Annotated in this window: 19 protein-coding genes; 13 read left to right on the top strand and 6 right to left on the bottom strand. The window is 63.5% G+C overall.

Annotated elements, in window-relative coordinates:
• Nucleotides 1–17 precede the first annotated feature (17 nt).
• Nucleotides 18–311, top strand: coding sequence for a hypothetical protein (locus AC3WVQ_RS20575; protein ID WP_034787562.1), 294 nt, complete (start codon nt 18–20; stop codon nt 309–311).
• 36 nt (nt 312–347) lie between these two features.
• Here AC3WVQ_RS20575 and AC3WVQ_RS20570 read toward each other — a convergent pair whose 3' ends face one another.
• The gene (locus AC3WVQ_RS20570; RefSeq protein WP_492382947.1) at nt 348–1,046 is read right to left on the bottom strand and encodes an aspartate/glutamate racemase family protein; all 699 of its coding nucleotides are present in this window, start codon (nt 1,044–1,046) and stop codon (nt 348–350) included.
• A gap of 222 nt (nt 1,047–1,268) precedes the next feature.
• Between AC3WVQ_RS20570 and AC3WVQ_RS20565 the strand changes: the two genes are divergently transcribed.
• The 5 genes from AC3WVQ_RS20565 to AC3WVQ_RS20545 all read left to right on the top strand — a co-directional run bounded on the left by AC3WVQ_RS20565 (nt 1,269) and on the right by AC3WVQ_RS20545 (nt 6,477).
• Nucleotides 1,269–2,798: an ABC transporter substrate-binding protein gene (locus tag AC3WVQ_RS20565; protein WP_492382946.1), complete on the top strand. Its 1,530-nt coding sequence runs from the start codon at nt 1,269–1,271 to the stop codon at nt 2,796–2,798.
• 115 nt (nt 2,799–2,913) lie between these two features.
• On the top strand, nt 2,914–3,855 hold the full coding sequence (locus AC3WVQ_RS20560) for an ABC transporter permease (RefSeq protein WP_162727289.1): 942 nt from the start codon (nt 2,914–2,916) through the stop codon (nt 3,853–3,855).
• Nucleotides 3,855–4,724: an ABC transporter permease gene (locus AC3WVQ_RS20555; RefSeq protein ID WP_034787571.1), complete on the top strand. Its 870-nt coding sequence runs from the start codon at nt 3,855–3,857 to the stop codon at nt 4,722–4,724. The genes AC3WVQ_RS20560 and AC3WVQ_RS20555 overlap by 1 nt, the downstream gene beginning before the upstream one ends.
• A gap of 3 nt (nt 4,725–4,727) precedes the next feature.
• Nucleotides 4,728–5,939: an amidohydrolase/deacetylase family metallohydrolase gene (locus tag AC3WVQ_RS20550; protein ID WP_112975257.1), complete on the top strand. Its 1,212-nt coding sequence runs from the start codon at nt 4,728–4,730 to the stop codon at nt 5,937–5,939.
• Between the two features lie 22 nt (nt 5,940–5,961).
• Nucleotides 5,962–6,477, top strand: a complete 516-nt coding sequence (locus AC3WVQ_RS20545) for a RidA family protein (protein ID WP_051659103.1) — start codon at nt 5,962–5,964, stop codon at nt 6,475–6,477.
• Nucleotides 6,478–6,492: 15 nt separating this feature from the next.
• On the opposite strand, the gene AC3WVQ_RS20540 is transcribed toward AC3WVQ_RS20545, so the two are convergent.
• Complete coding sequence (locus AC3WVQ_RS20540) at nt 6,493–7,299, bottom strand: IclR family transcriptional regulator (RefSeq protein WP_034787939.1); 807 nt, start codon at nt 7,297–7,299, stop codon at nt 6,493–6,495.
• Nucleotides 7,300–7,501: 202 nt separating this feature from the next.
• Here AC3WVQ_RS20540 and AC3WVQ_RS20535 point away from each other — a divergent pair, with 202 nt between their 5' ends.
• A complete protein-coding gene (locus AC3WVQ_RS20535) occupies nt 7,502–8,701 on the top strand; it encodes an aminotransferase class V-fold PLP-dependent enzyme (protein ID WP_034787581.1) in 1,200 nt (399 codons plus the stop codon).
• 47 nt (nt 8,702–8,748) lie between these two features.
• Nucleotides 8,749–10,584: an ABC transporter ATP-binding protein gene (locus AC3WVQ_RS20530; protein ID WP_492382945.1), complete on the top strand. Its 1,836-nt coding sequence runs from the start codon at nt 8,749–8,751 to the stop codon at nt 10,582–10,584.
• Between the two features lie 93 nt (nt 10,585–10,677).
• On the opposite strand, the gene AC3WVQ_RS20525 is transcribed toward AC3WVQ_RS20530, so the two are convergent.
• Nucleotides 10,678–11,154: an Lrp/AsnC family transcriptional regulator gene (locus tag AC3WVQ_RS20525; RefSeq protein ID WP_034787587.1), complete on the bottom strand. Its 477-nt coding sequence runs from the start codon at nt 11,152–11,154 to the stop codon at nt 10,678–10,680.
• A gap of 142 nt (nt 11,155–11,296) precedes the next feature.
• Between AC3WVQ_RS20525 and AC3WVQ_RS20520 the strand changes: the two genes are divergently transcribed.
• From AC3WVQ_RS20520 to AC3WVQ_RS20500, 5 genes are all read left to right on the top strand, one after another.
• Nucleotides 11,297–12,316 (top strand): 1-aminocyclopropane-1-carboxylate deaminase, encoded by a 1,020-nt coding sequence (locus AC3WVQ_RS20520; RefSeq protein WP_492382944.1) that lies wholly within the window; start codon nt 11,297–11,299, stop codon nt 12,314–12,316.
• A gap of 50 nt (nt 12,317–12,366) precedes the next feature.
• Nucleotides 12,367–14,754: a thiamine pyrophosphate-binding protein gene (locus AC3WVQ_RS20515; protein ID WP_113189103.1), complete on the top strand. Its 2,388-nt coding sequence runs from the start codon at nt 12,367–12,369 to the stop codon at nt 14,752–14,754.
• Between the two features lie 161 nt (nt 14,755–14,915).
• Nucleotides 14,916–15,671, top strand: a complete 756-nt coding sequence (locus AC3WVQ_RS20510) for an alpha/beta hydrolase (RefSeq protein WP_113189104.1) — start codon at nt 14,916–14,918, stop codon at nt 15,669–15,671.
• A gap of 232 nt (nt 15,672–15,903) precedes the next feature.
• Entirely contained in the window at nt 15,904–17,088 is a 1,185-nt protein-coding gene (locus AC3WVQ_RS20505) for a glycoside hydrolase family 5 protein (RefSeq protein WP_492382943.1), read from the top strand.
• A 117-nt stretch (nt 17,089–17,205) separates the two neighbouring features.
• A complete protein-coding gene (locus AC3WVQ_RS20500; RefSeq protein WP_162251832.1) occupies nt 17,206–19,029 on the top strand; it encodes an adenylate/guanylate cyclase domain-containing protein in 1,824 nt (607 codons plus the stop codon).
• 57 nt (nt 19,030–19,086) lie between these two features.
• Here AC3WVQ_RS20500 and AC3WVQ_RS20495 read toward each other — a convergent pair whose 3' ends face one another.
• The 3 genes from AC3WVQ_RS20495 to AC3WVQ_RS20485 are packed head-to-tail and all read right to left on the bottom strand — an operon-like array spanning nt 19,087 to nt 22,516.
• Complete coding sequence (locus AC3WVQ_RS20495; protein ID WP_492382942.1) at nt 19,087–19,932, bottom strand: sugar phosphate isomerase/epimerase family protein; 846 nt, start codon at nt 19,930–19,932, stop codon at nt 19,087–19,089.
• Nucleotides 19,929–21,239 carry a DUF6005 family protein gene (locus tag AC3WVQ_RS20490; protein WP_112771514.1) on the bottom strand — a complete coding sequence of 437 codons (1,311 nt, stop codon included), beginning with the start codon at nt 21,237–21,239 and terminating at the stop codon, nt 19,929–19,931. Before AC3WVQ_RS20490 ends, AC3WVQ_RS20495 begins: the two co-directional genes overlap by 4 nt.
• Nucleotides 21,236–22,516: an AMP-binding protein gene (locus AC3WVQ_RS20485; RefSeq protein WP_412472498.1), complete on the bottom strand. Its 1,281-nt coding sequence runs from the start codon at nt 22,514–22,516 to the stop codon at nt 21,236–21,238. The genes AC3WVQ_RS20490 and AC3WVQ_RS20485 overlap by 4 nt, the downstream gene beginning before the upstream one ends.
• Nucleotides 22,517–22,573 lie beyond the last annotated feature (57 nt).

The following is a 22,573-nucleotide window of genomic DNA, read 5'->3' as shown; positions in this document are numbered from 1 at the left end:
CAATAGGGAAGGTAATCATGCAGACAACTGCCAAAACTCCCGACGCCAAGACACTGGATGCCATGACGCTGGATGAACGCTCGAACATGATGGCGCTGGTAGCGGAAGCGCTCGAGGCAACGGCCGAGAAGGCCTACGAGATCGGCGACGACCGGTTCGCCGAGAACTCGATCAGCCTCGCCAACATCATCATCGGCTGTGCGGACGACCTGGTGGTCGGCGACTTGCCAGCCGCCGAACTGCTTTTGCAGCAGGGCATAGCACTTCTCAGCCTGTTTCCGGGCGAACCCCGGGAATTCACCTTGCACTAGCCCTTGCAACCACGGCCGACGGCCAGTCGGCCGTGGTCAGGCGTCCCCGAGCGCGAGGTCGACCGCAGCAAGCGCGTGGATCTCGGTCGTATCGAACACCGGGACCGGGCTATCAGCCTGTGAAATCAAAAGCATGATCTCGGTGCAGCCCATGATGATCGCTTCCGCGCCCGCATCGACAAGCCGCGCGATGATGGCGCGATAGGCGTCGCGCGAGCTGTCTTTGACGATACCGGCAACGAGTTCGCGGTAGATGATCTCGTGCACCTTCGCCCGGTCTTCCGCCTCCGGCACCAGCACATCGAGACCGAATTTTTCCGCCAAGCGACCTTTGTAGAAGTCCTGTTCCATGGTGAAGGCCGTTCCGAGCAGGCCGACTTTGCGAAGGCCCGCCGCCTTGATCTTCTCCGCCGTCGGGTCGGCGATATGCAGCAGCGGAATTGAAACGGCTGCCGAAACGTCCGCCGCCATCTTGTGCATGGTGTTGGTGCAGATCATCAGGAAATCGGCGCCGCCTGCCTCGAGACGTCGCGCTGCGGCGATCATCTCTCCCGTCAGGGCCGGCCAGTCGCCGTGATGCTGCAGGCGCTCGATCTCGCCGAAGTCCATCGACCACATCAGCGATCTCGCCGAGTGCACGCCGCCCAGGCGCGCGCGAACCGTCTCGTTGATGATGCGGTAATACTCCGCCGAGCTCTCCCAGCTCATGCCGCCGATCAGGCCGATGACCTTCATTCTCTTCTCCCTTTTCAATCCGGACTCCGGGCTAACAAATCCCGCGCCTTCGCGATAGCTCCCGCCCACTTATGCACCCTCCAGGACAAGGGTTCCGGCCCGCCGCTGCCGGCGGTTGTGACACGACGACGACAGCCGGTTGACATTTCCGGCTTTGTGCCTTTTTATATTCCAAAATAAAGAACGACATAGCATAACTATGGAACATGAGGAGGAGCAAATATGAAATCGACTAAACTCGCATTGCTTATCGGAACCGCATTGTTGGCATCGGCAACTCTCGCCTTTGCGCAGGAAAAGGGCGGCGTGATCAACGTCGCGACGGTCGGTGAGCCGCCGACCCTCGACCCGATGGCATCGACCGCCGACCTCGTCGGCATAGTCTCGCAACACATCTTCGAGACGCTCTACACCTTCGACAAGGACTGGAAGCCGACCCCGCTTCTGGCGGCAGCACTTCCGGAGATCAGCGCCGACGGCAAGACCTACACGATCAAGCTGCGCTCGGGCGTCAAGTTCCACGACGGCACCGATCTCGACTCGAAGGACGTCGTCGCCTCGCTCGAGCGCTGGACCAAGGTCGCCTCGCGCGGCAAGCAGACGGCAACGACGATTTCCGGCATCGAAGCGATCGACCCGCTGACGGTGAAGATCTCGCTCACCACCCCTTACGCGCCGCTCGTTTCGCTGCTCGCCTTCAACAACTCCGCGGCGATCGTGCTTCCTTCCGAAAAGCAGGCCGAGCCGATGACTGATTTCGTCGGCACCGGCCCCTACCAGCTGAAGGAACGCAAGGCGGACCAGTACATCCAGCTCACCCGGTACGATGCCTACAAGTCGCCGGAAGGCGAAGCCAACGGCTATGGCGGCGCCCGCCACCAATATGCCGACGAAATCCGCTTCGTGCCGGTTCCGGACCCGAACACCCGCGTCGAAGCGGCCGTTTCCGGCCAGTATGACTATGTCGATTCTCTGCCGGTCGAATCCTTCGAACGCGTCAAGGGTTCGAGCGCTTCAGAACCCGTCATGCTGCAGCCCTTCGGCTGGCCGGTCTTTGTCTTGAACTCCGGCAACGGCATGACCAAGAACCTCGACCTGCGCAAGGCGATCCGCGCTTCGCTCAGCATGGAAGACATGATGGCGGCAGCCTTCGGCACCACAGACTTCTATGCGCTCGACGCCGCTCTCTACCCGTCGCAGTTTACCTGGCGGACCGATGCCGGCACCGAAGGCGCCTACAACATCGCCGATGCGGAAAAGGCTGGCGAACTCCTGAAGGCCGCCGGCTACAAGGGTGAGCCGCTGCGCATCCTGACGAGCCGCCAGTATGAGTTCCATTACAAGATGGCGCAGGTCGCGGCCGAGTATCTGAAGCTCGCCGGCTTTACCGTCGATCTGCAGGTGGTCGACTGGGCGACGCTGACCCAGCGCCGTGCCGACCCGACGCTCTGGGACATCTACATCACCCACAGCCCCTTCCTGCCGGAACCGGCCCTCATCGGCATGATGTCGACCAAGGCGCCCGGCAACTGGGATACGCCGGCGCGCGCCAAGGCGGTCGATGCCTTCAACGCCGAATCCGACTTGGCCAAGCGCGTGGCGCTCTGGGCAGACGTGCAGAAGGTGATCTTCGAGGAAGTGCCGTTCATCAAGATCGGCGACTTCAACGCGCTGTCGGCCAAGGCAAAGACGCTTGAGGGCGTCTCGCCGGCCCCGTGGCCGTACTTCTGGAACGCTTCGATCAAGAAGTAAGCTCCCCCTCCCAAGGGACTTCGGCGGGCAGCCGGGCCATGCGCCTGGCGCCCGCTCGAAGGGGCGCGTCACTCCACCCTTGCGGCGGAGCGCACAGGAAAGGTTCGAGGCCACCATGTTACGCTACATCTTCCAACGGCTGATGGGCATGATCGTCGTCATGGCGATTGTCGTCACGATCGTCTTCGTCATTGTCCGCGTGACGCCCGGCGATCCCGCCGCCGTCATGCTCGGTCCGGAAGCAACCCAGGAAGACATTACGGCGCTGCGCAGCCGGCTTGGCCTCGACCAGTCGCTCGGCCTGCAATATGTTTACTATATCGGACAACTGCTGCAGGGCGATCTCGGCCAGTCGATCTTCCTCAACCAGCCGGTCACGTCAGCACTGGCGGAGCGTGCCGAGCCGACCTTCTTCCTGACCCTGTTTTCCATCGTGATTGCCTGCGCCATCGCGCTGCCGATCGGCATCTATGCCGCCTACAGGCGCGGCTCCTTGGTCGACCAGGCGGCAACAACGCTTGCCATGCTCGCCGCCAGCATACCGAGTTTCTGGCTTGGCCTGATCCTGATCCAGGTCTTTGCCGTGCGTTTCGGCTGGTTCCCGGTCTCCGGCTATGGCGGCCCCGGATCCTCCTTCACCGAGCGCATGTATCACCTGACCTTGCCGGCGATCGCGCTCGGCGTCGTCTCCTCGGCGCTGATCCTGCGCTTTACCCGTGCATCGATGCTCGACGTGCTCGGCGACGATTTCATCCGCACCGCCCGCGCCAAAGGCCTCGGCGAACGCAAGGTGGTGATGAAGCACGCACTGAAAAACGCGCTGATCCCGATCCTGACGATCATTGGCCTCACCGCCGCCGTGCTGATCTCGGGTGCGGTTGTCACGGAAACCGTCTTTGGCCTGCCCGGCGTCGGCAATCTCGTCGTCTCCGCCGTGCTTCGCCGCGACTATCCCGTCATCCAGGGCGCGCTGCTCGTCATTGCCGCGCTCTACGTGCTGATCAATTTCGCGATCGACATGCTCTATCTCCTCGTTGATCCAAGGGTGCGCTACTGATGTCTATCACCGTATCTGCCCCCACCGAGAGCGAAGGCCGCAAGTTCGTCCGCCGGCTGTTGAAGCGCAAAACCGTTGCCTTCGGCCTGATCGTGCTCACCGTCTTCGTGCTGCTTGCCGTCTTCGCGCCGCTGATCGCACCCTATGCGCCCGGCAAGCTGTCGATCGTCAACCGGCTGCAGCCGCCGAGCCTGCAATGGTTCTTCGGCACCGACGAGTTCGGCCGCGATGTCTTCTCCCGCACCATCTATGCCGGCCGATTGTCGCTGCTTGTCGGTGCGGCGGTCGTCACGCTTGCAACCGTGATCGGCGTCGTGCTCGGTCTGCTCGCCGGCTTCTTTCCGAAGCTCGACACGCCGATCGCCCGCGTCATCGACGCGATGATGGCCTTCCCGGACATCCTGCTTGCGATCGCGCTCGTCGCGGCCTTGGGCCCCTCGCTGACGACCGTCATCATCGCGCTCAGCATCGTCTATGCGCCGCGGCTCGCCCGCGTGGTGCGCGCCTCGACACTGGTCATCCGCGAGCTTCCTTATGTCGAGGCGGCCCGCGCGCTCGGGATCTCGACGCCACACATCATGACGCGTCACGTGCTGCGCAATCTGCTTTCGCCCGTCCTCGTGCAGGGCACCTTCCTCTTCGCCCATGCGATGCTTGCCGAAGCCGGGCTTTCCTTCCTCGGCGTCGGCGTCAGCCCGGAAATCCCCACCTGGGGCACGATGATCGCCTCCGGTCGGCAATATATCGGCCAGGCCGACTGGGTGACGCTCTTCCCCGGCATCGCCATCGTGCTCTCGGTGCTGTCGCTGCAGATGGTCGGTGACGGCCTGCGCGACATGCTCGACCCCCGCCTCAGAAAGGATCTGTAAGTCATGGCTAACGAAACCAGCAGCAACGGCGCGGTCCTGCTCCGGCAGGTGAAGCCCGTCGCCTTCGGCATGGCCGCACCGGCAGAGACCGTCGACATCCTCGTTGATGGTGACGGCCGCATCGCGGCCCTCGGCCCCAACCTTGAGGCATCAGGCGACGTGCGTCGCATAGAGGGCAAGGGCGCCTGGATCTCGCCCGGCTGGATCGACCTGCACGCCCACGTCTGGCACGGCGGCACCGACATTTCTGTGCGCCCGCAGCTTTGCGGCATGGAGCGCGGCGTCACCACTATCGTCGACGCGGGTTCGGCCGGTGAAGCCAATTTCCACGGCTTTCGTGAATACATCATCGAGCCGTCGCGCGAGCGCATCAAGGCGTTCCTCAATCTCGGCTCGATCGGGCTTGTCGCCTGCAACCGCGTCAGCGAACTCTCCGACATCCGCTCGATCGACATCGACCGTATCATCGCCTGCTACCAGGAAAACCGCGAGCACATCGTCGGCCTGAAGGTGCGCGCCAGCCACGTCATCACCGGTTCCTGGGGCGTGACGCCGGTGAAGCTCGGCAAGAAGATCGCCAAAATCCTGAAGATCCCGATGATGGTGCATGTCGGCGAACCGCCGGCGCTCTATGACGAGGTTCTGGAAATCCTCGGGCAGGGCGACATCGTCACCCATTGCTTCAACGGCAAGGCCGGTTCCAGCATCATCGAGGACGAGGACCTGTTTGAGCTTGCCGAACGCTGCGCCGGCGAAGGCATCCGCCTCGACATCGGCCACGGCGGCGCCTCGTTCTCCTTCCGCGTGGCGGAAGTGGCGATCGCCCGCGGTCTGCTCCCCTTCTCGATCTCCACCGACGTGCACCTGCGCAGCATGAACCAGTCTGTCTGGGACCTGGGCACCACCATGTCGAAGCTCCTGAGCGTCGGAATGCCGTTCGAGAAGGTGGTCGAGGCCGTGACCCAAGCGCCCGCCTCGGTCATCCGCCTGCCGATGGACAATCTGCTTACCGTCGGCGCCCGCGCCGAATTCACCCTCTTCGACCTGGTCGATAGCGAGCTTCGGGTCTTCGATTCACTCGGCGCCGAAGCGCACCTCAACCGCCTCTTCGAGCCGCGCTATGCGGTCATGGGCACCCACGTGGTTGCCGCCAATCGTTACCAGCCGCAGCATATCGAGTGCCCGGACCACAGCCACGGCTTCAGCTACCGCTAAGCCAGGGCGACAGAATACAGAAATGACAGGACAACGCGTGAACAGTATGGACCCGAAAAACGACAGCCCCGTCGCTGTCTCACCTTACGAACGCCTTCAGGCCCTCGGCATCAACCTGCCGCCGGCGCCACCGCCGATCGCCAATTTCGTGACGCATGTGCGCGAAGGCAACATCCTGTATCTCTCCGGCCAGGGCCCACGCGAGCCCGACGGTCATCTCTACGCCGGCAAGGTCGGCGGCGATGTCGACATCGACAGCGCCTATGACCACGCACGGTTAACCGGCATCAACCTGCTTGCGGTCATGCATGATGCGCTCGGAGACCTCGGAAAGGTCAAGCGCATCGTCAAGATCCTGGGCATGGTCAATGCCGTTCCGGATTTTGCCGAACATCCGCGCGTCATCAACGGCTGCTCGGACCTGATGATGGACGTTTTTGGAGCGGCCGGCAGCCATGCGCGCTCGGCGGTGGGTTTCGGGTCGTTGCCCGGCAACATCACCGTCGAGATCGAGGCGATCGTCGCTCTGCACGAGTGACGACGGGAGGTCGGATCAGTGGCTGCGCCAGCCCATCATTTTCTCGATCCGCTCGGCGGAAACCCTGACGTGATCGGCGTAGAACGCCCGATCGTCGAGGATTTTCTGCTCGGGCAGAACGATCGAGATCGTGGCGGCGCAATTGCCCTTGTCGTCGAGGATCGGGGCTGCGACGCAGGCGACGGCATAGTCGGATTCGCCCGCCTGGATCGACAGCCTTGCGGAAAGCGCGCTTTCGGCCTGGGCGGAGAGCGCGGCCGGATCGATATCGGCGCGGCCGGTCGGCGAGGTTCGTGCACAGCGGCGGAACAGCTCCAGCCGTTCGTCGGCGGGCAGATGCCCCACCAGCAGACGGCCCGAAGCCGTCCAGTTGAGCGGCACGCGGGTACCAACGCGCGAGGTCACCTGGAAATGGCCGGGACCATCGGCCATGGCGAGCACCTGCATGTAGTCGCCGTCGCGGCCGCAAAGCTGGATCGTCTCGGCGACTTCACGGCCGAGGTCGTGCATCTCGCGGGTGGCGACGCCGAGGAAATCGAGCGAGCGGGCATAGGCAAGGCCATAGTGATAGAGCCGGTCGCCGAGCCAGACGAGCCCATCGGCATCGCGGCTAAGCAGGTTCTTTTCGACCATGTCGTCGACGATGACATAAGCGGTCGACAGCGGCGCGCCGACAGCCTTGGCAATCGCGTAGACGCCACTCGGGGAACCCGTCTCATAAAGGAAATCGAGCACCTGCAAGGCGCGATCCATGCCGCTCACGCGCGAGCGGCGCGGCTTGCCGGTCGTTTCCATATCGTCGGTCGGCTCGACGCCGGTCATCGTCTTGTCCACTGCTTCACTCCTGCACCGCTCGAAGGGCGTGCTGCCGGTAAAATCTCGGCTTCCGCTGCCGCCGCGCCGCCGATGGCGGCCGCGTCAGATAGCGCAAAGCCTCACTCATACTTCATTACTATGGTAGATATTCCGCGAAGACGGAATAGTCTACCCGCTTCGACCGCCAGAAAATCATATGGAGACCACTATGCCTGACCGTGACATTCGCGAAGCTCTCGGACTTCGTCCCGTTATCAACGTCTCCGGCACGATGACCAGCCTCGGCGCATCGATCGTGGTCCCGGAAGCGATCGCGGCCATGACAGGCATACTGCCGCAGTTCGTCGAGATCAACGACCTGCAGCGCAAGGTGAGCCCGGTGATTGCTCGGCTGACGGGTGCCGAGGCCGGCTTCATCACGGCGTCCTGCTCCGCCGGCATCAGCCTCGCCATTGCCGGCACCATGACCGGAAGCGACCTTGCCGCCATCGAGCGCCTGCCGGATACGACCGGCCTCAAGAATGAAGTCATTCTGCAGATGGGCCATGTGGTCAGCTACGGCGCGCCCGTCGACCAGGCGATCCGGCTTGCCGGCGCCAAGCCGGTGATCGTCGGCCAGGCGACGTCGGCCTATCGCTACCATATCGAAGGCGCGATCAACGAGCGCACCGCTTGCGCCGTCTACGTCGTCTCGCATCACGTGGTGCAATACGGTCTCGTCGGCCTCAGGGAATTTGCCGAGGTCTGCCATTCGAAGGGTGTGCCGGTCATCGTCGACGCCGCTTCCGAATACGACCTGCGCATCTTCCTCGATGAGGGCGCCGACATCGTGCTCTATTCCGGCCACAAGTTCCTGGGCGGCCCGACCTCCGGCATCGTCGCCGGCAAAAAGGAAATGGTGCGCAACACCTTCCTGCAGAACCTCGGCATCGGCCGCGGCATGAAGGTGGGCAAGGAAAGCATGCTCGGCGTGATGGCGGCACTTCAAGCCTGGGAAACCCGCGACCATGCCGGCATCCGCGAGCGCGAAACCGGTTACCTGAACCTCTGGCGCGAGACGCTCGACGGCCGTCCCGGCATCAAGCCGGTGATCGAGGCCGACCCGACCAACAACCCGCTCGACCGGCTGCGCGTCAACATCGACCCGCAGGAAGCCCATATCACCGCCTGGGATCTCGCCGATGCGCTGGCCCGCGGCGCGCCGCCGATCATCGTGCGAGACCACGAGGCCGAGCACAATTACTTCTACCTCGACCCCTGCAACCTGCATCCGGGCCAGGAGAAGATCGTCGCCAGCCGCCTCGCCGAGGAGCTCGACAAGGCGAGAGCCTCGAACGAGATCATCGCCACGTCGCTCGCCGAACGCAACGCACGCCGCTTCGCCGGCCTGCTGCGCTGGCCCGACTGACCCGACGACCAACTACGATACGCGCAGCATCTGACGGAGGAAACGAGATGACCGAGACCAAAGCCCAGCCGGACCGTTCGACGGCGCCCGTTCTCTCCGTCGAGAACCTGACGACCTCGTTCCTGGTCGACGGCGCCTGGAAGCCTGTCGTTCGGGACATATCGTTTACCGTCGCGCCCGGCGAAACCGTGGCGATCGTCGGCGAATCCGGCTCGGGCAAGAGCGTCACTTCGCTCTCGATCATGCGGCTCCTGCAGAAGGAGACGAGCCGCGTCGAAGGGCGGGTGATGATGGGCGGGCGCAACATCCTCGACTTGCCGGAATCTGAGATGCGCCGCGTGCGCGGCAACGATGTCGCGATGATCTTCCAGGAGCCGATGACCAGCCTCAATCCGCTGTTCACCATCGGTGACCAGATCTCCGAGGCCCTTCTCTGCCACAGGCCAATGTCGAAGGCCGACGCCCGGGCGGAAACCATCCGATTGCTCGAAAAGGTCCGCATTCCCTCCGCCGCCTCGCGCTTCGACGAATACCCGCACCGCTTCTCCGGCGGCATGCGCCAGCGCGTGATGATCGCCATGGCGCTCGCGAGCCGGCCGAAGCTCCTGATCGCCGACGAGCCGACGACGGCGCTCGACGTCACCATCCAGGGCCAGATCCTCGACCTGATCAAGGTGTTGCAGGAGGAGGAAGGCACCTCGGTGCTCTTCATTACCCACGACATGGGCGTGGTCGCCGAAATCGCCGACCGCACGGTGGTGATGTTCCGCGGTGACGCGGTCGAGACCGGCAACACCGAGGACATCTTCCTTCGGGCGAAACACCCCTATACCCGCGCACTGCTCTCGGCCGTGCCGATGCTCGGCTCGATGAAGGGCGAAAGCCAGCCGATGCGTTTTCCCGTGATCGACGCCGCGACCGGGCTGCCTTCGGCGACGGCGGAAGCCACCGATACGGTCCAGGCCGGCCGCAAGCCGATCCTTGAGGTCAAGAACCTCGTCAAGCGCTTCGACATCCACGCCGGCTTGCTCGGCAAGCTCAAAGGCCGCGTCCACGCCATCGAGAACGTCTCCTTCAGTCTGCAGCCGGGCGAGACGCTGTCGCTCGTCGGCGAATCCGGCTGCGGCAAGTCGACGACCGGCCGGGCCATCATGCGGCTGATCGAGCCGGAAAGCGGCTCCGTGACGCTCGACGGCCAGGACGTCCTCAAAATGGATCGCAGGCAGCTGCGCGAAATGCGCCGCACCATGCAGATGATCTTTCAGGATCCTTTCGCGAGCCTCAATCCGCGCATGACGGTGGGCGCCGCGATCGCCGAACCCTATCTCGAACACAAGCTCGGCACGGCACGGCAGGCGCGTGAGAAGGTCGCCGACCTGCTCGGACGCGTCGGCCTGCAGGCCGACATGGCCGCCCGCTACCCGCACGAGTTCTCCGGCGGCCAGCGCCAGCGCGTCTGCATCGCACGCGCCTTGGCGCTCGACCCGAAGCTGATCGTCGCCGACGAGTCTGTCTCGGCACTCGACGTCTCGATCAAGGCACAGGTCATCAACCTCTTGCTCGACCTGCAGGCGAGCCTCGGCCTTGCCTATCTTTTCATCTCGCACGACATGGCCGTCGTCGAGCGCGTCAGCCACCGGGTCGCCGTGATGCATCTCGGCGAGATCGTCGAGATCGGCTCGCGCGCGCAGGTTTTCGAGAATCCGCAGCATCCCTATACGAGGAAGCTGATGGCCGCCGTCCCAATCGCCGATCCGACCCGACGCCATGCGCGCCGCAATGTCGCGAGCGACGAGCTGAAGAGCCCCTTGCGCGCGCCCAACTACGTTCCGGAAACGCGGCGCTATCAGCAGGTCGCAGACGATCACTTCGTCCAGGTCTGACCGGGTTGCACCTATCGGGCCGCATCCGGCACGCTGAAGACGTACCGGGTCTCGCGTGCCCTTCGATGCGAAAGGCCAATCGTTCGACGACCGTCAGAACGGCAGCCGGGCGTTCTCCTTGACTTCCTTCATCACAAAGAAGGTGCGCGTCTGGCGTACCCCCGGTAGCGCAATCAGCTTCTGACCGTGCAGTTTGTTGAAGTCCGCCATGTCTCGGACCCGGATTTTCAAAAGATAGTCGAAGTCGCCAGCAACGAGATTGCAGTCGAGCACTTCCTTCATCTCCAGCACCGCGCCCTCGAAGGCCGCAAAGCTCTCGGGCGTCGAACGATCGAGCACAACGCCGACCATCACCAACGCTCCGAGACCGACCGCTGCCGGCGCGACCTCCGCCCTCACACCGGTGATATGCCCCTCTTCGAACAACCTCTGTGTTCGCCGATGACAGGTCGCCGGACTGACGTTTACCCGCTCGGCAAGGTCGGCGTTGGTCAGCCGTCCTTCGGATTGCAGGGCACGCAGGATCTTGAGATCGATCCGGTCAAAATCATCATCGGAAGAATCTTTCATTATCTATCCCGTTTATTGAAGAAAATCAAAACTTGATCGGAACTCTATTCTATCCAGCGAAATTTGGACAGCAATTTAGAGAACACCTTTCACGCGACTTCGCCTATCCTTCTCCTACAATTTTCACACGGAGGCCTGGATCATGTCACTGCTTGAGAAGTTCGAACGCTACCCCCTCACCTTCGGCCCGACGCCGATCGAGCATCTGCCGCGACTGACGGCGGCGCTCGGCGGAAAGGTCGCGATTTACGCCAAACGCGACGACTGCAATTCCGGCCTCGCCATGGGCGGCAACAAGCTCCGGAAGCTTGAGTATATCGTGCCCGACGCAATCGCTTCGGGCGCCGATACGCTGGTCTCGATCGGCGGCGTGCAGTCGAACCACACCCGCATGGTCGCCGCCACTGCTGCCAAGATCGGCATGAAATGCGTCGTCATCCAGGAAAAATGGGTGCCGCACTATGATGCGGTCTATGACCGCGTCGGCAACATCCTGATGACACGGCTGATGGGGGCGGACAGTCGGCTCGTCGACGACGGTTTCGACATCGGTATCCGGAAGAGCTGGGAAGATGCGATCCAGTCGGTTAAGGATGCCGGCGGCAAGCCCTACCCGATCCCGGCCGGCGCCTCGGTGCACAAGTATGGCGCACTCGGCTACGTCGGCTTTGCCGAAGAGGTGGCGGCACAGGAAAAGGAGCTTGGCTTCACCTTCGACTACATCGTCGTCTGCGTCGTCACCGGCTCCACCCAGGGCGGCATGATCGTCGGCTTTGCCGCACAGGACCGCGCCGATCGGGTGATCGGCATCGATGCATCGGGCACGCTCGAGCAGACCCGCTCCCAGGTTCGAAAGATCGTCGACTCGACGGCCGAACTGGTTCGCCTCGGCAGGGCGATCCGCGAAAACGAGATCGTGATCAATCCCGATTACGCCTATCCCGCCTATGGCGTACCATCAGAGGAAACCAACGAGGCGATCCGGCTCGCGGCGCGCACCGAAGCGATGATTACCGACCCGGTCTATGAGGGCAAATCCATGCAGGGGATGATCGACCTTACCCGCAAGGGATTCTTCCCGGAGGGGTCTCGCGTTCTCTACGCCCACCTCGGCGGCGCACCGGCGCTCAACGGCTACAGCTACTACTACAAGGACGGCTGAGTCCTTGGCCTAGACTGTCACCTTACGTCCTTCTCCATCGGAACCTGGCGATGACCGACACGACCCATCTGAAGACTATTGAAAAGCGCCTGCTCTGGCTCTCCCACTGGATGATCCATCACGCCAACCACATCCGGCCGAAGGTCGACGGCATCAAGACTGGGGGGCATCAGGCCAGTTGCGCCTCGGTCGTCTCGATCATGACGGCGCTCTATTTCTCGGCGCTCAGGCCGGAGGATCGTGTTGCCGTCAAGCCGCATGCGGCGCCGGTCTTCCATGCGATGCACTATCTGATGGGCCGACAGACGCGCGAGAAACTTGAGAACTTCCGCGGCTTTGGCGGGGCGCAGAGCTATCCGAGCCGGACCAAGGATGTCGACGATGTCGATTTTTCGACCGGCTCGGTCGGTCTCGGCGTCGGCATCACCGCGCTCGCCTCGATCGTCCAGGATTTCGTCCGTGCCAAACAATGGGGCGAGGGCAAGATCGGCCGCATGGTCGCGCTCGTCGGCGATGCCGAGCTTGACGAAGGCAACGTCTACGAGACGCTGCAGGAGGGCTGGAAGAACGACCTCAGGAACTGCTGGTGGATCATCGACTATAACAGGCAGTCGCTCGACGGGATCGTGCGCGAGGGACTGTTCGAGCGCGTCGAGAAAATCTTCGACGCCTTCGGCTGGGACGTGGTGCGGGTGAAATATGGCGTGCTACAGCGCGCGGCCTTTGCCGAACCGGGCGGCGAGAAGCTGCGCGACTGGATCGACGGTTGCTCCAATCAGGACTATGCGGCGCTGACTTTCATGGGCGGTGCCGTCTGGCGCAAGCGGCTTGCCGACGATCTTGGCGACCAGGGTGACGTCTCGGCGCTCATCGACCGGCGCAGCGATGCCGAGCTTTCAGCGCTGATGGAGAACCTCGGTGGCAACTGCGTCGAGACGATGGCCGAAACCTTCGCAGCGATCGACCATGATCGGCCGACCTGCTTCCTTGCCTATACCATCAAGGGCTGGAGCACGCCGATTGCCGGCCACAAGGACAATCACGGTGGCCTGATGACGACGACCCAGTTCGCCGAATGGCAGGCGCATATGGGTGTCGGGCGCGGCGAGGAATGGGAGCCTTTCGCCGGAGTGGCGGATCGTCAAGCGCTCCAGGCGTTCCTCGCCGCGGTCCCTTTCTTTGCCGAAGGCATACGCCGCCACGCCGAGCACCGGCTCGAGGTGCCGCCGATCGCGTTTGAGACCCAGCGCGAGGTGTCGACGCAGATGGCCTTCGGCAAGATCCTCGACGATCTCGCCAAGGGCAAGTCGGACCTGGCCGAACGCATCCTCACGACGTCGCCCGATGTCACCGGCACCACCAGTCTTGGCGCCTGGGTCAACCGGCGCAAGCTCTTTGCCCGCCAGCCGCTCGCCGACGCCTTCATCGAGCACCGCATTCCATCGACGGCAAAGTGGGAGTTCACGCCGGAGGGCCAGCATGTGGAACTCGGCATCGCCGAGATGAATCTGTTCCTATTGCTCGGCGCCGCCGGCCTCAGCCATTCGCTCTTTGGGAAAAGACTGATCCCGATCGGCACTGTCTATGACCCCTTCGTCTGCCGCGGCCTCGATGCGCTCAACTATGCCTGCTACCAGGACGCCCGCTTCATGATCGTCGGCACGCCCTCGGGCGTGACGCTGGCGCCCGAAGGCGGCGCGCACCAGTCGATCGGCACGCCGCTGATCGGGATCAGCCAGGACGGACTGGCAGCGTTCGAACCAGCCTTTGCAGACGAACTCGCCGTCATCATGGAATGGGCCTTCGACTACATGCAGCGCGATGGCGACAACGATCCGGACGAGCGCACCTGGCTGCGCGACGAGACCGGCGGCTCCGTCTATCTGAGGCTCACCACCAAGCCGCTCGAACAGCCGCTGAAGCGCGTCGACGATGATTTTGGCCAGGGTGCAATCGACGGCGCCTATTGGATGCGCAAGCCAGGGCCAAACTGCGATGTCGTCATTGCCTACCAGGGTGCGGTGGCCGACGAGGCGATTGCCGCTGCCGGACTTATAGGCGAGGTCCGCCGCGACATTGGCGTGCTCGCCGTCACCTCGGCTGACCGTCTCAATGCCGGTTGGACGGCCGCCCAGCGCGAACGGGCCCGTGGCAACCCCCGTGCGAAAAGCCATATCGAGCGGCTGCTCGATCCGCTGCCCGGCCACTGCGCGATCGTCACCGTGCTCGATGGCCATCCGGCAGCGCTCTCGTGGCTCGGTGCCGTCGCCGGCCACCGCACCATCGCGCACGGCGTGGAACATTTCGGCCAGACCGGCACGATCGGCGATCTCTACCGCCACTTCCGGCTCGACCGCAACGCGCTCGCGGCATCCGCAATGGCGCTGACGGCAGGCCGGCGAACCGCTGCCGGACAAGCGGCTCTCCTCTTCCCATAGTTCGGCAATCGCCGTCCGAACGATCGAAGACGCACCATCATGCGCCGCGGACCCCGCGGCCAGAGCATGCGTGCGCCTTCCAAAATCCAGAAGCGTCACCCGAAGAAGACGCCGCTTGTCGGGGAACAATCACTCCGCTCTCAAGGAAAGGAAACCTAAGAATGCGAAAGATGAGATTCCTGGCTGCCACACTCCTGGCTTTGGCGGCGGCCCCGCTTGGGCATGCCCTGGCCGAACCCGTCAAGAATGTCGTCATCGTGCACGGCGCACTCGCCGACGGCTCGAGCTGGCGCAAGGTCTTCGACCTTTTGACCACCAAAGGCTTCACCGTCACGGTCGTCCAACCGCCGATGACCTCGCTTGGCGACGATGTCGCGGCAACCAAACGCATCCTCGACCTTCAGGACGGCCCATCGGTCCTGGTTGGCCACAGCTATGGCGGCATGATCGTCACCGAAGCCGGGACTTCCGAAAACGTCGCCGGCCTCGTCTATGTCGCAGCCTTTCAGCCGGATGCTGGCGAAACTCTGCTTGACCTGGCAGCTAGGAAGCCGGCTGCAACCAAGGGCATCGCGGCAACGGACGACGGATATCTCTATCTCGATCCGGAAGTCTTCGCCGCGGACTTCGCCGCCGACGTTCCCGAGGTAGAAGCCCGTTTCATGGCTCATTCCCAGGTCTTCCCGGCAAAATCCGCCTTCGAGACGAAGATCACGGCACCGGCCTGGAAGGGCAAGAAGAGCTGGGCGCTGATTGCGACCGAAGACCGGGCCATTCATCCGGACTTGATGCGGACGATGGCCAAGCGTGCCGGCAGCGATACGGTCGAGGTCAAGGCAAGTCATGCGGTCTTTCTGTCCCAGCCGGCCGCCGTCGCCGAACTGATTGAGAAGGCGGCGACAGCGCTTTCCGACTGATCGCGAAGATATCCAGGCAAGCGGGCCTCGCAGCGGATCACTGATCCGCTGCGAGGCCTTTTTCTCGCGAAGAACGAAACCGCTCGGCATCAGTCACCGCCAATGGGTTTCGCAAACTCGCTTTGAACCCTGACGCTGTTCCCCAGGGAACTTCAGCGAAACGATCCGCCGGTAGGTTGGCCGCGCCAAACCAAGAGCCGCGAAGGCCAAGAACTCCAGAAGGACCGACCGAATGCGCCTGATTGCCTCCGCCCTCCTCGCTTGCAGCCTTGCGGGCTCCGCCAGTGCCGCCGATCTCATCACCTTCTGGGATAAGCCGCAGCATGGCGGCAACAGCTTCAACCGACTGCCCCCGGACGACGCCTATTTCAGGGCCTTGGCCGGCTACGGCGCCACCTGGGTGCGCCTGTCCTACGACAAGTGGGAGCCGGCCAAGCGCGACTATCTGATCGGCGACGCCGACAAATACGAAGGCATACCGGCGGCAGACCTCAAGACGCTGAAGGAGACCCTCGACCGGGCCGACAAGGCGGGCCTCAAGGTCGTCATCGCGCCGCTGTCGCTGCCCGGCATGCGCTGGGCGCAGAACAACGGCAACCGGTTCGACGGCCGTCTCTGGCAGGACAAGATCTGGTGGGGCCAGGCAGCAGCCTTCTGGCAGGATCTGGCCCGCGCGCTGAAGGACCATCCCGCGGTCGCCGCCTACAACATCGTCAACGAGCCGGCGCCTGAAAAGAAAAACGGCCTTGCCGAACATGCCGACCGAAAGACGATGCAGGCGTGGTACGGCGACCAGGCGGGCAGCGCCTCGGACCTCAGGGCCTTCTACGAGACGGTGATCGCCGCCATCCGGGCGGTCGACCCGGCAACGCCCGTCATGGCGGATGCCGGCTGGTATGCGGCCGCCGACGCCTTTTCCTATTGGCCGGCAGCGCTCACCGACCAGAAGGTGCTCTACAGCTTCCACATGTATGAGCCCTATGCCGCGACCAGCGCACCGAACATGAAGCGCGACAAGCCCTACGCCTACCCCGGCAAGGTGCCCTTCGGCGACGGCGAGGAGACGTGGGACAGGGCGCGGGTCGAAGCCTATCTCGCAGAGCCGGTGCGATGGGCAAAAGAAAAGGGCGTGCCGCTCAATCGGCTGGTGGCCGGCGAGTTCGGCTGCATGCGCCTGTGGTCCGGCTGCAAGACCTACCTCGAGGACGTGCTGACCACGCTCGACAGGGACGGTCTGCACTGGGCCTTCTACAGTTTCCGCGAGGATGCCTGGGACGGCATGGACTACGAGCTCGGCGCGAAAAAGGTCGGCTGGAAATACTGGCAGCAGATGGAGGCCAACGAGCGCGACACGACGCCGCGCAAGGCGACCCCGGAGTTCGAGCCGATCAGCCGGCGGCTGCAAGGGACAGATTGACGCAGAACGGGAAAGGCCGGCGCACGCTTGGAAAAAAGCCCAAAACAGCTAGAAGAGGGTGCATTCCTTGCGGGGCCGCGCGAATGGCGAGCACCTGCTGCAACATGAGGCATGCTGGTGCAGACGACCAAGGCGACTGACGCCGAAACACCCAACCGAACCATCTCCCTGTCGCGCACCCTGGCGATCGTGATGGCAGCCCTGGTCGCCCTGACCGCAGCCGTCATCCTCTCGGTCGTCTGGTTCATGTCAGCGGGCACGACCCGCGACCTGCTCGTGCAATCGGCGCATCTCGGCCTGGAGGCGGTGCAGACGCAAATCGGCAGCCGCTTCTCGCCTGTGGAGGATCAGCTCGCCTTTCTGGCGCGAGAGGTCGGTGCCGGCCGCCTCGACCCGAAGGATTCGCCGAAGTTCGAACGCGTGATGACGGGCGCTCTGGCGGCAACGCCGCAAGTTCGAGTACTCTCTTTCGTGAAGCCCAACGGCGATATCATCGGCGTTACGCAGGGTCCAAAGGGTGTCTTTTCCTATACCGACCAGGTCACGAGCGACAACGAGCGCGCGGAGATCGAGGAAGCGCGGCGCAGCGGCACGCCTCACTGGGGGCCCGTCTATTTCGTACCCGATCCGGCGATACGCACGTCAGTCACGAATTTGCAGCAACCGGCAAACCACAACGGTGAATTTGCCGGCGTTTTCCGTGCCACGATAACGGTCGACACCATGTCCGACTTCCTGCGCCAGATTGCCGTCTCGAACCCGGGGGCGACGCCCTTCGTCCTCTACGGCCGCGACCAGGTTCTCGCCCATCCGCTGATGGCCGCGGGACATCCGCTCCTTTCGGCGGAGCATCGGTTGCCGAAGCTCGACGAACTGGGCGACCCTTTTCTCGCCGCACTGTGGAAAGAACCGGCCGAGACCTTCGACGATTCGGACATGGAGATACGCGCGGTCAAGCTCGGGGACGACGGACGGGTCGTCCTGACGCGCGAGATCCGCGGCTACGCTCCCTCTCCGCTCATTATCGGTGTCGAGGTTCCGATCGAAGCGGTCGAGAAGCCGGTGTGGGACCTGCTGCGGGCCGGCATTGCCGGCCTCGCGGTGCTGTTCGTCGCGATCGTCATCGCGTGGGTTGTCGGTCGCCTGATCGTTCGCCCGGTCACCAGCATGGCGCGTGAGGTCCGTGCCGTCGGCATGCTCGATTTTGCCGCTCTGCGGCCGCTTCCCGGCAGCCTCTTCACCGAACTCGACGAGCAGGCTAAGGCCTACAACACGATGCTGACTGGGCTGCGCTGGCTTGAGACCTATGTGCCGAAGAAGCTCGTGCGCCACCTGATCGGTCGTGAGGACCTGGCATCCACCCAGCGCACCGTCACCATCATGTTCACCGATGTGGTCGATTTCACCGCGACGGCAGAAAAGACCAGCGCCGGCGACGTGGCGGCACTGCTCAACAGCCACTTCGATCTGCTCGGCCACTGCATCGAAAGCGAAGGCGGCACCATCGACAAGTTCATCGGTGATTGCGTCATGGCCTTCTGGGGCGCACCCGACGCGCAAATGGACCATGCAGATCGGGCAATCCGGGCAGCGCGGGCGATCGCCAAATCGATCGCCAGCGACAACGCCGAGCGACGCCTAAAGGGCCTGCCGCCCCTCAGGGTGCGCATCGGTATCCATTCCGGGTCGGTCGTTGCCGGCAATATCGGCATGACCGGTCGGTCGGCCTATACGATCGTCGGCGACACGGTGAACGCCTGCAACCGGCTGGAGCAGCTCGGCAAATCGATCGCGCCAAGTGAAGAGGTAATGATCCTCCTGAGCGGCGAAACCTTCGGTCTGGTGGCTGATGACGATCGCTCCGATCTCGCCCAGCTCGGCAAACATTGTCTGGCCGGCCGAAGCGAAGAGACCGAGATCTACAGGCTTCAGACACAATAGGCCCCGCGCCGACACGAGCCGGCGCGCAGACCTCCGGGCCATCATGATGCGTAACGCCTATTGGCCGGCGGCCCGGCGGTTCGGCTCGGTCCCGTCAACCGCCTCGCGGACCTGCCTGCGGTCGCCACGCAGGGTCTCGAAGCAATCATTGCCGAACCATTCAAGCGACGCGTCGACCGACGGCTCATCGGCGATTTCCGTCAGGAATCGTTCGTAGTCGACTACCCCTTCGAAGAGCGGCGTCATCCCGCGCCGGCTGCCAGCCGCGGCATAGACATTGGCCGGCTCGAAGACGGAAAGTTCTGCCCGGCCGACGATGTTCTTCAGGTGGTAGTGGCGAATGTGCGGTTTCATCGCACGGTGCACGGCGACCGGGTCGTCGCCGCCTTCCCAAACATGCAGCGTGTCGAAATTGATGGCGAAGGAGGGATGGTCCACCTCTTCGATGAGCTGCATCGTCGAGGCCGCCGTGTCGGCGAGCGTCTTCGGATGCGTTTCGACAAGCAGCTGGATGCCGTAGCTCGCGGTAATGGTGCAGATCTCCTTCAGTCGCTCGACAATCTCTCGCCGCTCGTCAGCGCTGACGTCAAGGCTGCCACGGCTTCCCGCGAAGGTGCGGATCTTGCGGGTGCGCCACCGGCGCGCCAGTCGGCAAAGCTCGACCGCCTTGTGCCGCAGCGCTTCCACGTCACCGTCGAGCGGCAGGTAATCGCTGATCATCGGCACCGAGAGGCCGTAGCCGTCGAGCCATTCGGCGTTGCGATCCGCGCGCGGCGAGAGGTTGCGCGCATGCGCGCCCCAGAGTTCGATACCCTGGAAGTCGTTGGCCTCGGCCCAGGCGGCGATCTCGTCGAGCGAGATCAGATGGTGGCGGAAAGTGATGGTGCAGAGCGAAACTCTCATCGCGCAACTCTCTTCAAGGGACGGATTTCCTGGGGGATGGCAAGATCGCACCAGAGATCGAAGACCTCTGCGAGCTTGACCTTCAGCTTCGTCTCCAGCCGGTCAGCTTCGTCGAGACGCTCGATGACGGCGCCCACCAGCGAGCGATCGCCTGTCTGGGCGAGCTTCATGACCGCGTAGTGCAGCGTCTTCAGCGACTGAACCAGCGCCTCGATCTCCCCACACCAGCCCTCGAACTCGGCGGCCGGCAACTTCAGCGCCCGCCAGTAGAAGGCAAAGCCGTGCTCATAGGCGTATTTTCGGATGGTGATAACAGGCAGTTCCCGCACCGCGGCGCCGAGATCAGTGAGTGCGACACCGTTCGTCCCGTCGAGATGCGCGGCGACGATCGCTCTGACGGCATCGACCAGCGGATTGCGGTCCCGGACGAAGCAGGCCTCGAAATAGGCCCTCAGATCTTCGGCAAACGGCGCGCGCGCCTCGGCATTGTCGAAGACATAACCGCCGCCGACCGTCGGCTGCATGATGGCGTGAACGACCTTCTCGCGGGCAATCTCGCCCTCCCAGCGATAGTCGGGATCGTGCACGAACCATGTGTCGGGATCGGCCGTTTCCTGCAGCATCAGATAGTGCGGGAAGGGGTTCTGGTTGAACTTGTTCTCCCGCTCCGGCAGGTGGAACATGTCGAGCATGACCATGACCGAGCCGGTTTCGCCGCGCTGTTTCATCAGCCCGAGCAGCACTGCGAGGTTGTCGAGCTTGGTGCGCTGCGGATCGTACCACTCGACGACGGAAACGCCGTAAAGCCGCTCGAACCAGCCACGGAAGAATTCCTGGGTGATATCGGGCGCATGATAGAGAAGCTCGAAACGCTCGCTGACCGCGAACTTCGCGTCCCAGACACCGAAATAGAACGGCCGCTGATCGAGCCCGTTTCGCTTCAGGCCGTCCGAGACGCAACTGACGAAGCAATGGACCTTGATGTCGTAATAGGCCTCGCCGTGCACCCCCTCGTCGGTCGTCCCGCCGGTGAGCGGAAAGGCGGGCACGATGGCGGCGGTCGGCTTCGGCACATAGAGCGCGACGAGATCGGCGACCGTTTCGATCTCCTGTTTTGCGATCGCCTCTTCCGGCACCGACAACCCGTATTCGAGCTCGAGATTGAGGAAGATTTCGAGGATCAGCACGGAGTCGAGATAGAGATCTTCGTTGAGACGGGCATCGAGGCCGAAGCCGTCCATATGTCCATGCGCCATTTTGTCGGTCAGGACGGCCTCGATCGCCGCCAGAACTTCGCTTTCGGTCATGATGCGGCTCCCGCAATCGGTTTGTTGAATTCGCCTGCCAGATGACGGGCCGCGACATCGCGGCGGCTGATTTTGCCGTTCGCCTGGCGCGGAACTGCATCGATCTGCAGGATTTCCATCGGCAACTGGTGAGATGCGAGGTGTCGGCTGCACCATTCGCGCACGGCCTGCGGCGCCACCGGCGCCTCGGCGCTAAAGAGCAGCGCCACGCGCTCGCCGGCAAAACGATCGGCCTTGCGGAAGGCCACGGCGTCGGTGACCGCCGGCATCGCCATGACGGCATCCTCCACGTCCTTCGGATAGACGTTGAGGCCGGAGACGTTGATCATGTCGTCCAGGCGGGAAACGAAGACCAGCATGCCGTCGGCGCGCCGGTAGCCGAGGTCACGCGTGTGGATCGGCGCGCAGTCGCCGTTGCTAACGACGATCTCACCCGCGTCCTCGGCGCTGTTGCCGGTGGCGGCGATCAGATGCGGCAGGACGAAGCCCATGTCACCGGCGGAAGTCACATCCGGATTGATGGCGATGCAGCCGGATTCCGAGCAGCCATATTGCTGGAACATGAACCGGCTCTTGGTGCGAATGTCGGCAAACCACGGATCGGGAAGCAGCGTGCCCGACGTCATCGTCGCGTGGATCTGTTCGCCCGCGGGCGTCAGCCGCGCCAGCGTGTGCAGGATCGCCGGCGAGGAATAGAGCAGCGGCCGTTCGATCTCGCGCAGCACCTTCAGGAGATATTTCGGGTTCGCGGTGTTGACGATGACCGGCGTCTGCCCACGCTTCAGCGCCACCAGGATGCCGCAGATCAGCCCGTAGGAATGGGTGGTCGGGCAGGCGACGACCGGCGTCATGTCCTCCGGTTCGCGGAAGGTGGCGACATAGCTTTCGATCTCGGCATCGATTTCCGTCCAGTTGCGCGCCACGCATTTCGGCGCGCCCGTCGTTCCGGAGCTCATCTGCAACAGCGTGCCCTCAGCCGAAAGCAGGTCGGATGGTTCTAGAACTTCGGCCGTCAGGCTGTTGTAGAACAGCCGGTCGCAGCCGGCGCCGATCGCGAGCTTGCGCGCGGCCGGATAGGGTGTGCCCGGATGGATCGGCAGCACGCTCGCGCCCGCCTTGCGGATGGCAAAGAACAGAGCCAGCCAATCGACCGTCTCCGAGAAGCAGACGGCGTAGCGGCCGGTGTCCTGTGCGCCAAGGCCGATCTCGGCTGCGAGTTCGGCCGATCTGGCGCTGAAATAGGCCTCGTCATAGAGCCTGTCATCGATACGGATCATGGCTTTCTCCAATGAAAGAACGCAAGGGGCGGAACGCCTTGAGTTGGCGGCTTTCCT

The sequence above is a fragment of the Ensifer sp. EB106-05-01-XG146 genome (assembly GCF_058791875.1).
Note: the sequence above shows the minus strand (reverse complement) of the source record. Positions and strands in the feature narration are given on the sequence as shown.

What these genes read in the sequence shown, in the direction of transcription:
- AC3WVQ_RS20550 (WP_112975257.1), top strand. Translation starts at nt 4,728, where the DNA reads ATGGCTAACGAAACCAGCAGCAACGGCGCGGTCCTGCTCCGGCAGGTG.
- AC3WVQ_RS20525 (WP_034787587.1), bottom strand. Translation starts at nt 11,154, where the DNA reads ATGAAAGATTCTTCCGATGATGATTTTGACCGGATCGATCTCAAGATC.
- AC3WVQ_RS20535 (WP_034787581.1), top strand. Translation starts at nt 7,502, where the DNA reads ATGCCTGACCGTGACATTCGCGAAGCTCTCGGACTTCGTCCCGTTATC.
- AC3WVQ_RS20555 (WP_034787571.1), top strand. Translation starts at nt 3,855, where the DNA reads ATGTCTATCACCGTATCTGCCCCCACCGAGAGCGAAGGCCGCAAGTTC.
- AC3WVQ_RS20510 (WP_113189104.1), top strand. Translation starts at nt 14,916, where the DNA reads ATGCGAAAGATGAGATTCCTGGCTGCCACACTCCTGGCTTTGGCGGCG.
- AC3WVQ_RS20515 (WP_113189103.1), top strand. Translation starts at nt 12,367, where the DNA reads ATGACCGACACGACCCATCTGAAGACTATTGAAAAGCGCCTGCTCTGG.
- AC3WVQ_RS20520 (WP_492382944.1), top strand. Translation starts at nt 11,297, where the DNA reads ATGTCACTGCTTGAGAAGTTCGAACGCTACCCCCTCACCTTCGGCCCG.
- AC3WVQ_RS20575 (WP_034787562.1), top strand. Translation starts at nt 18, where the DNA reads ATGCAGACAACTGCCAAAACTCCCGACGCCAAGACACTGGATGCCATG.
- AC3WVQ_RS20530 (WP_492382945.1), top strand. Translation starts at nt 8,749, where the DNA reads ATGACCGAGACCAAAGCCCAGCCGGACCGTTCGACGGCGCCCGTTCTC.
- AC3WVQ_RS20505 (WP_492382943.1), top strand. Translation starts at nt 15,904, where the DNA reads ATGCGCCTGATTGCCTCCGCCCTCCTCGCTTGCAGCCTTGCGGGCTCC.
- AC3WVQ_RS20540 (WP_034787939.1), bottom strand. Translation starts at nt 7,299, where the DNA reads ATGACCGGCGTCGAGCCGACCGACGATATGGAAACGACCGGCAAGCCG.
- AC3WVQ_RS20495 (WP_492382942.1), bottom strand. Translation starts at nt 19,932, where the DNA reads ATGAGAGTTTCGCTCTGCACCATCACTTTCCGCCACCATCTGATCTCG.
- AC3WVQ_RS20545 (WP_051659103.1), top strand. Translation starts at nt 5,962, where the DNA reads ATGACAGGACAACGCGTGAACAGTATGGACCCGAAAAACGACAGCCCC.
- AC3WVQ_RS20565 (WP_492382946.1), top strand. Translation starts at nt 1,269, where the DNA reads ATGAAATCGACTAAACTCGCATTGCTTATCGGAACCGCATTGTTGGCA.
- AC3WVQ_RS20560 (WP_162727289.1), top strand. Translation starts at nt 2,914, where the DNA reads ATGTTACGCTACATCTTCCAACGGCTGATGGGCATGATCGTCGTCATG.
- AC3WVQ_RS20485 (WP_412472498.1), bottom strand. Translation starts at nt 22,516, where the DNA reads ATGATCCGTATCGATGACAGGCTCTATGACGAGGCCTATTTCAGCGCC.
- AC3WVQ_RS20490 (WP_112771514.1), bottom strand. Translation starts at nt 21,239, where the DNA reads ATGACCGAAAGCGAAGTTCTGGCGGCGATCGAGGCCGTCCTGACCGAC.
- AC3WVQ_RS20570 (WP_492382947.1), bottom strand. Translation starts at nt 1,046, where the DNA reads ATGAAGGTCATCGGCCTGATCGGCGGCATGAGCTGGGAGAGCTCGGCG.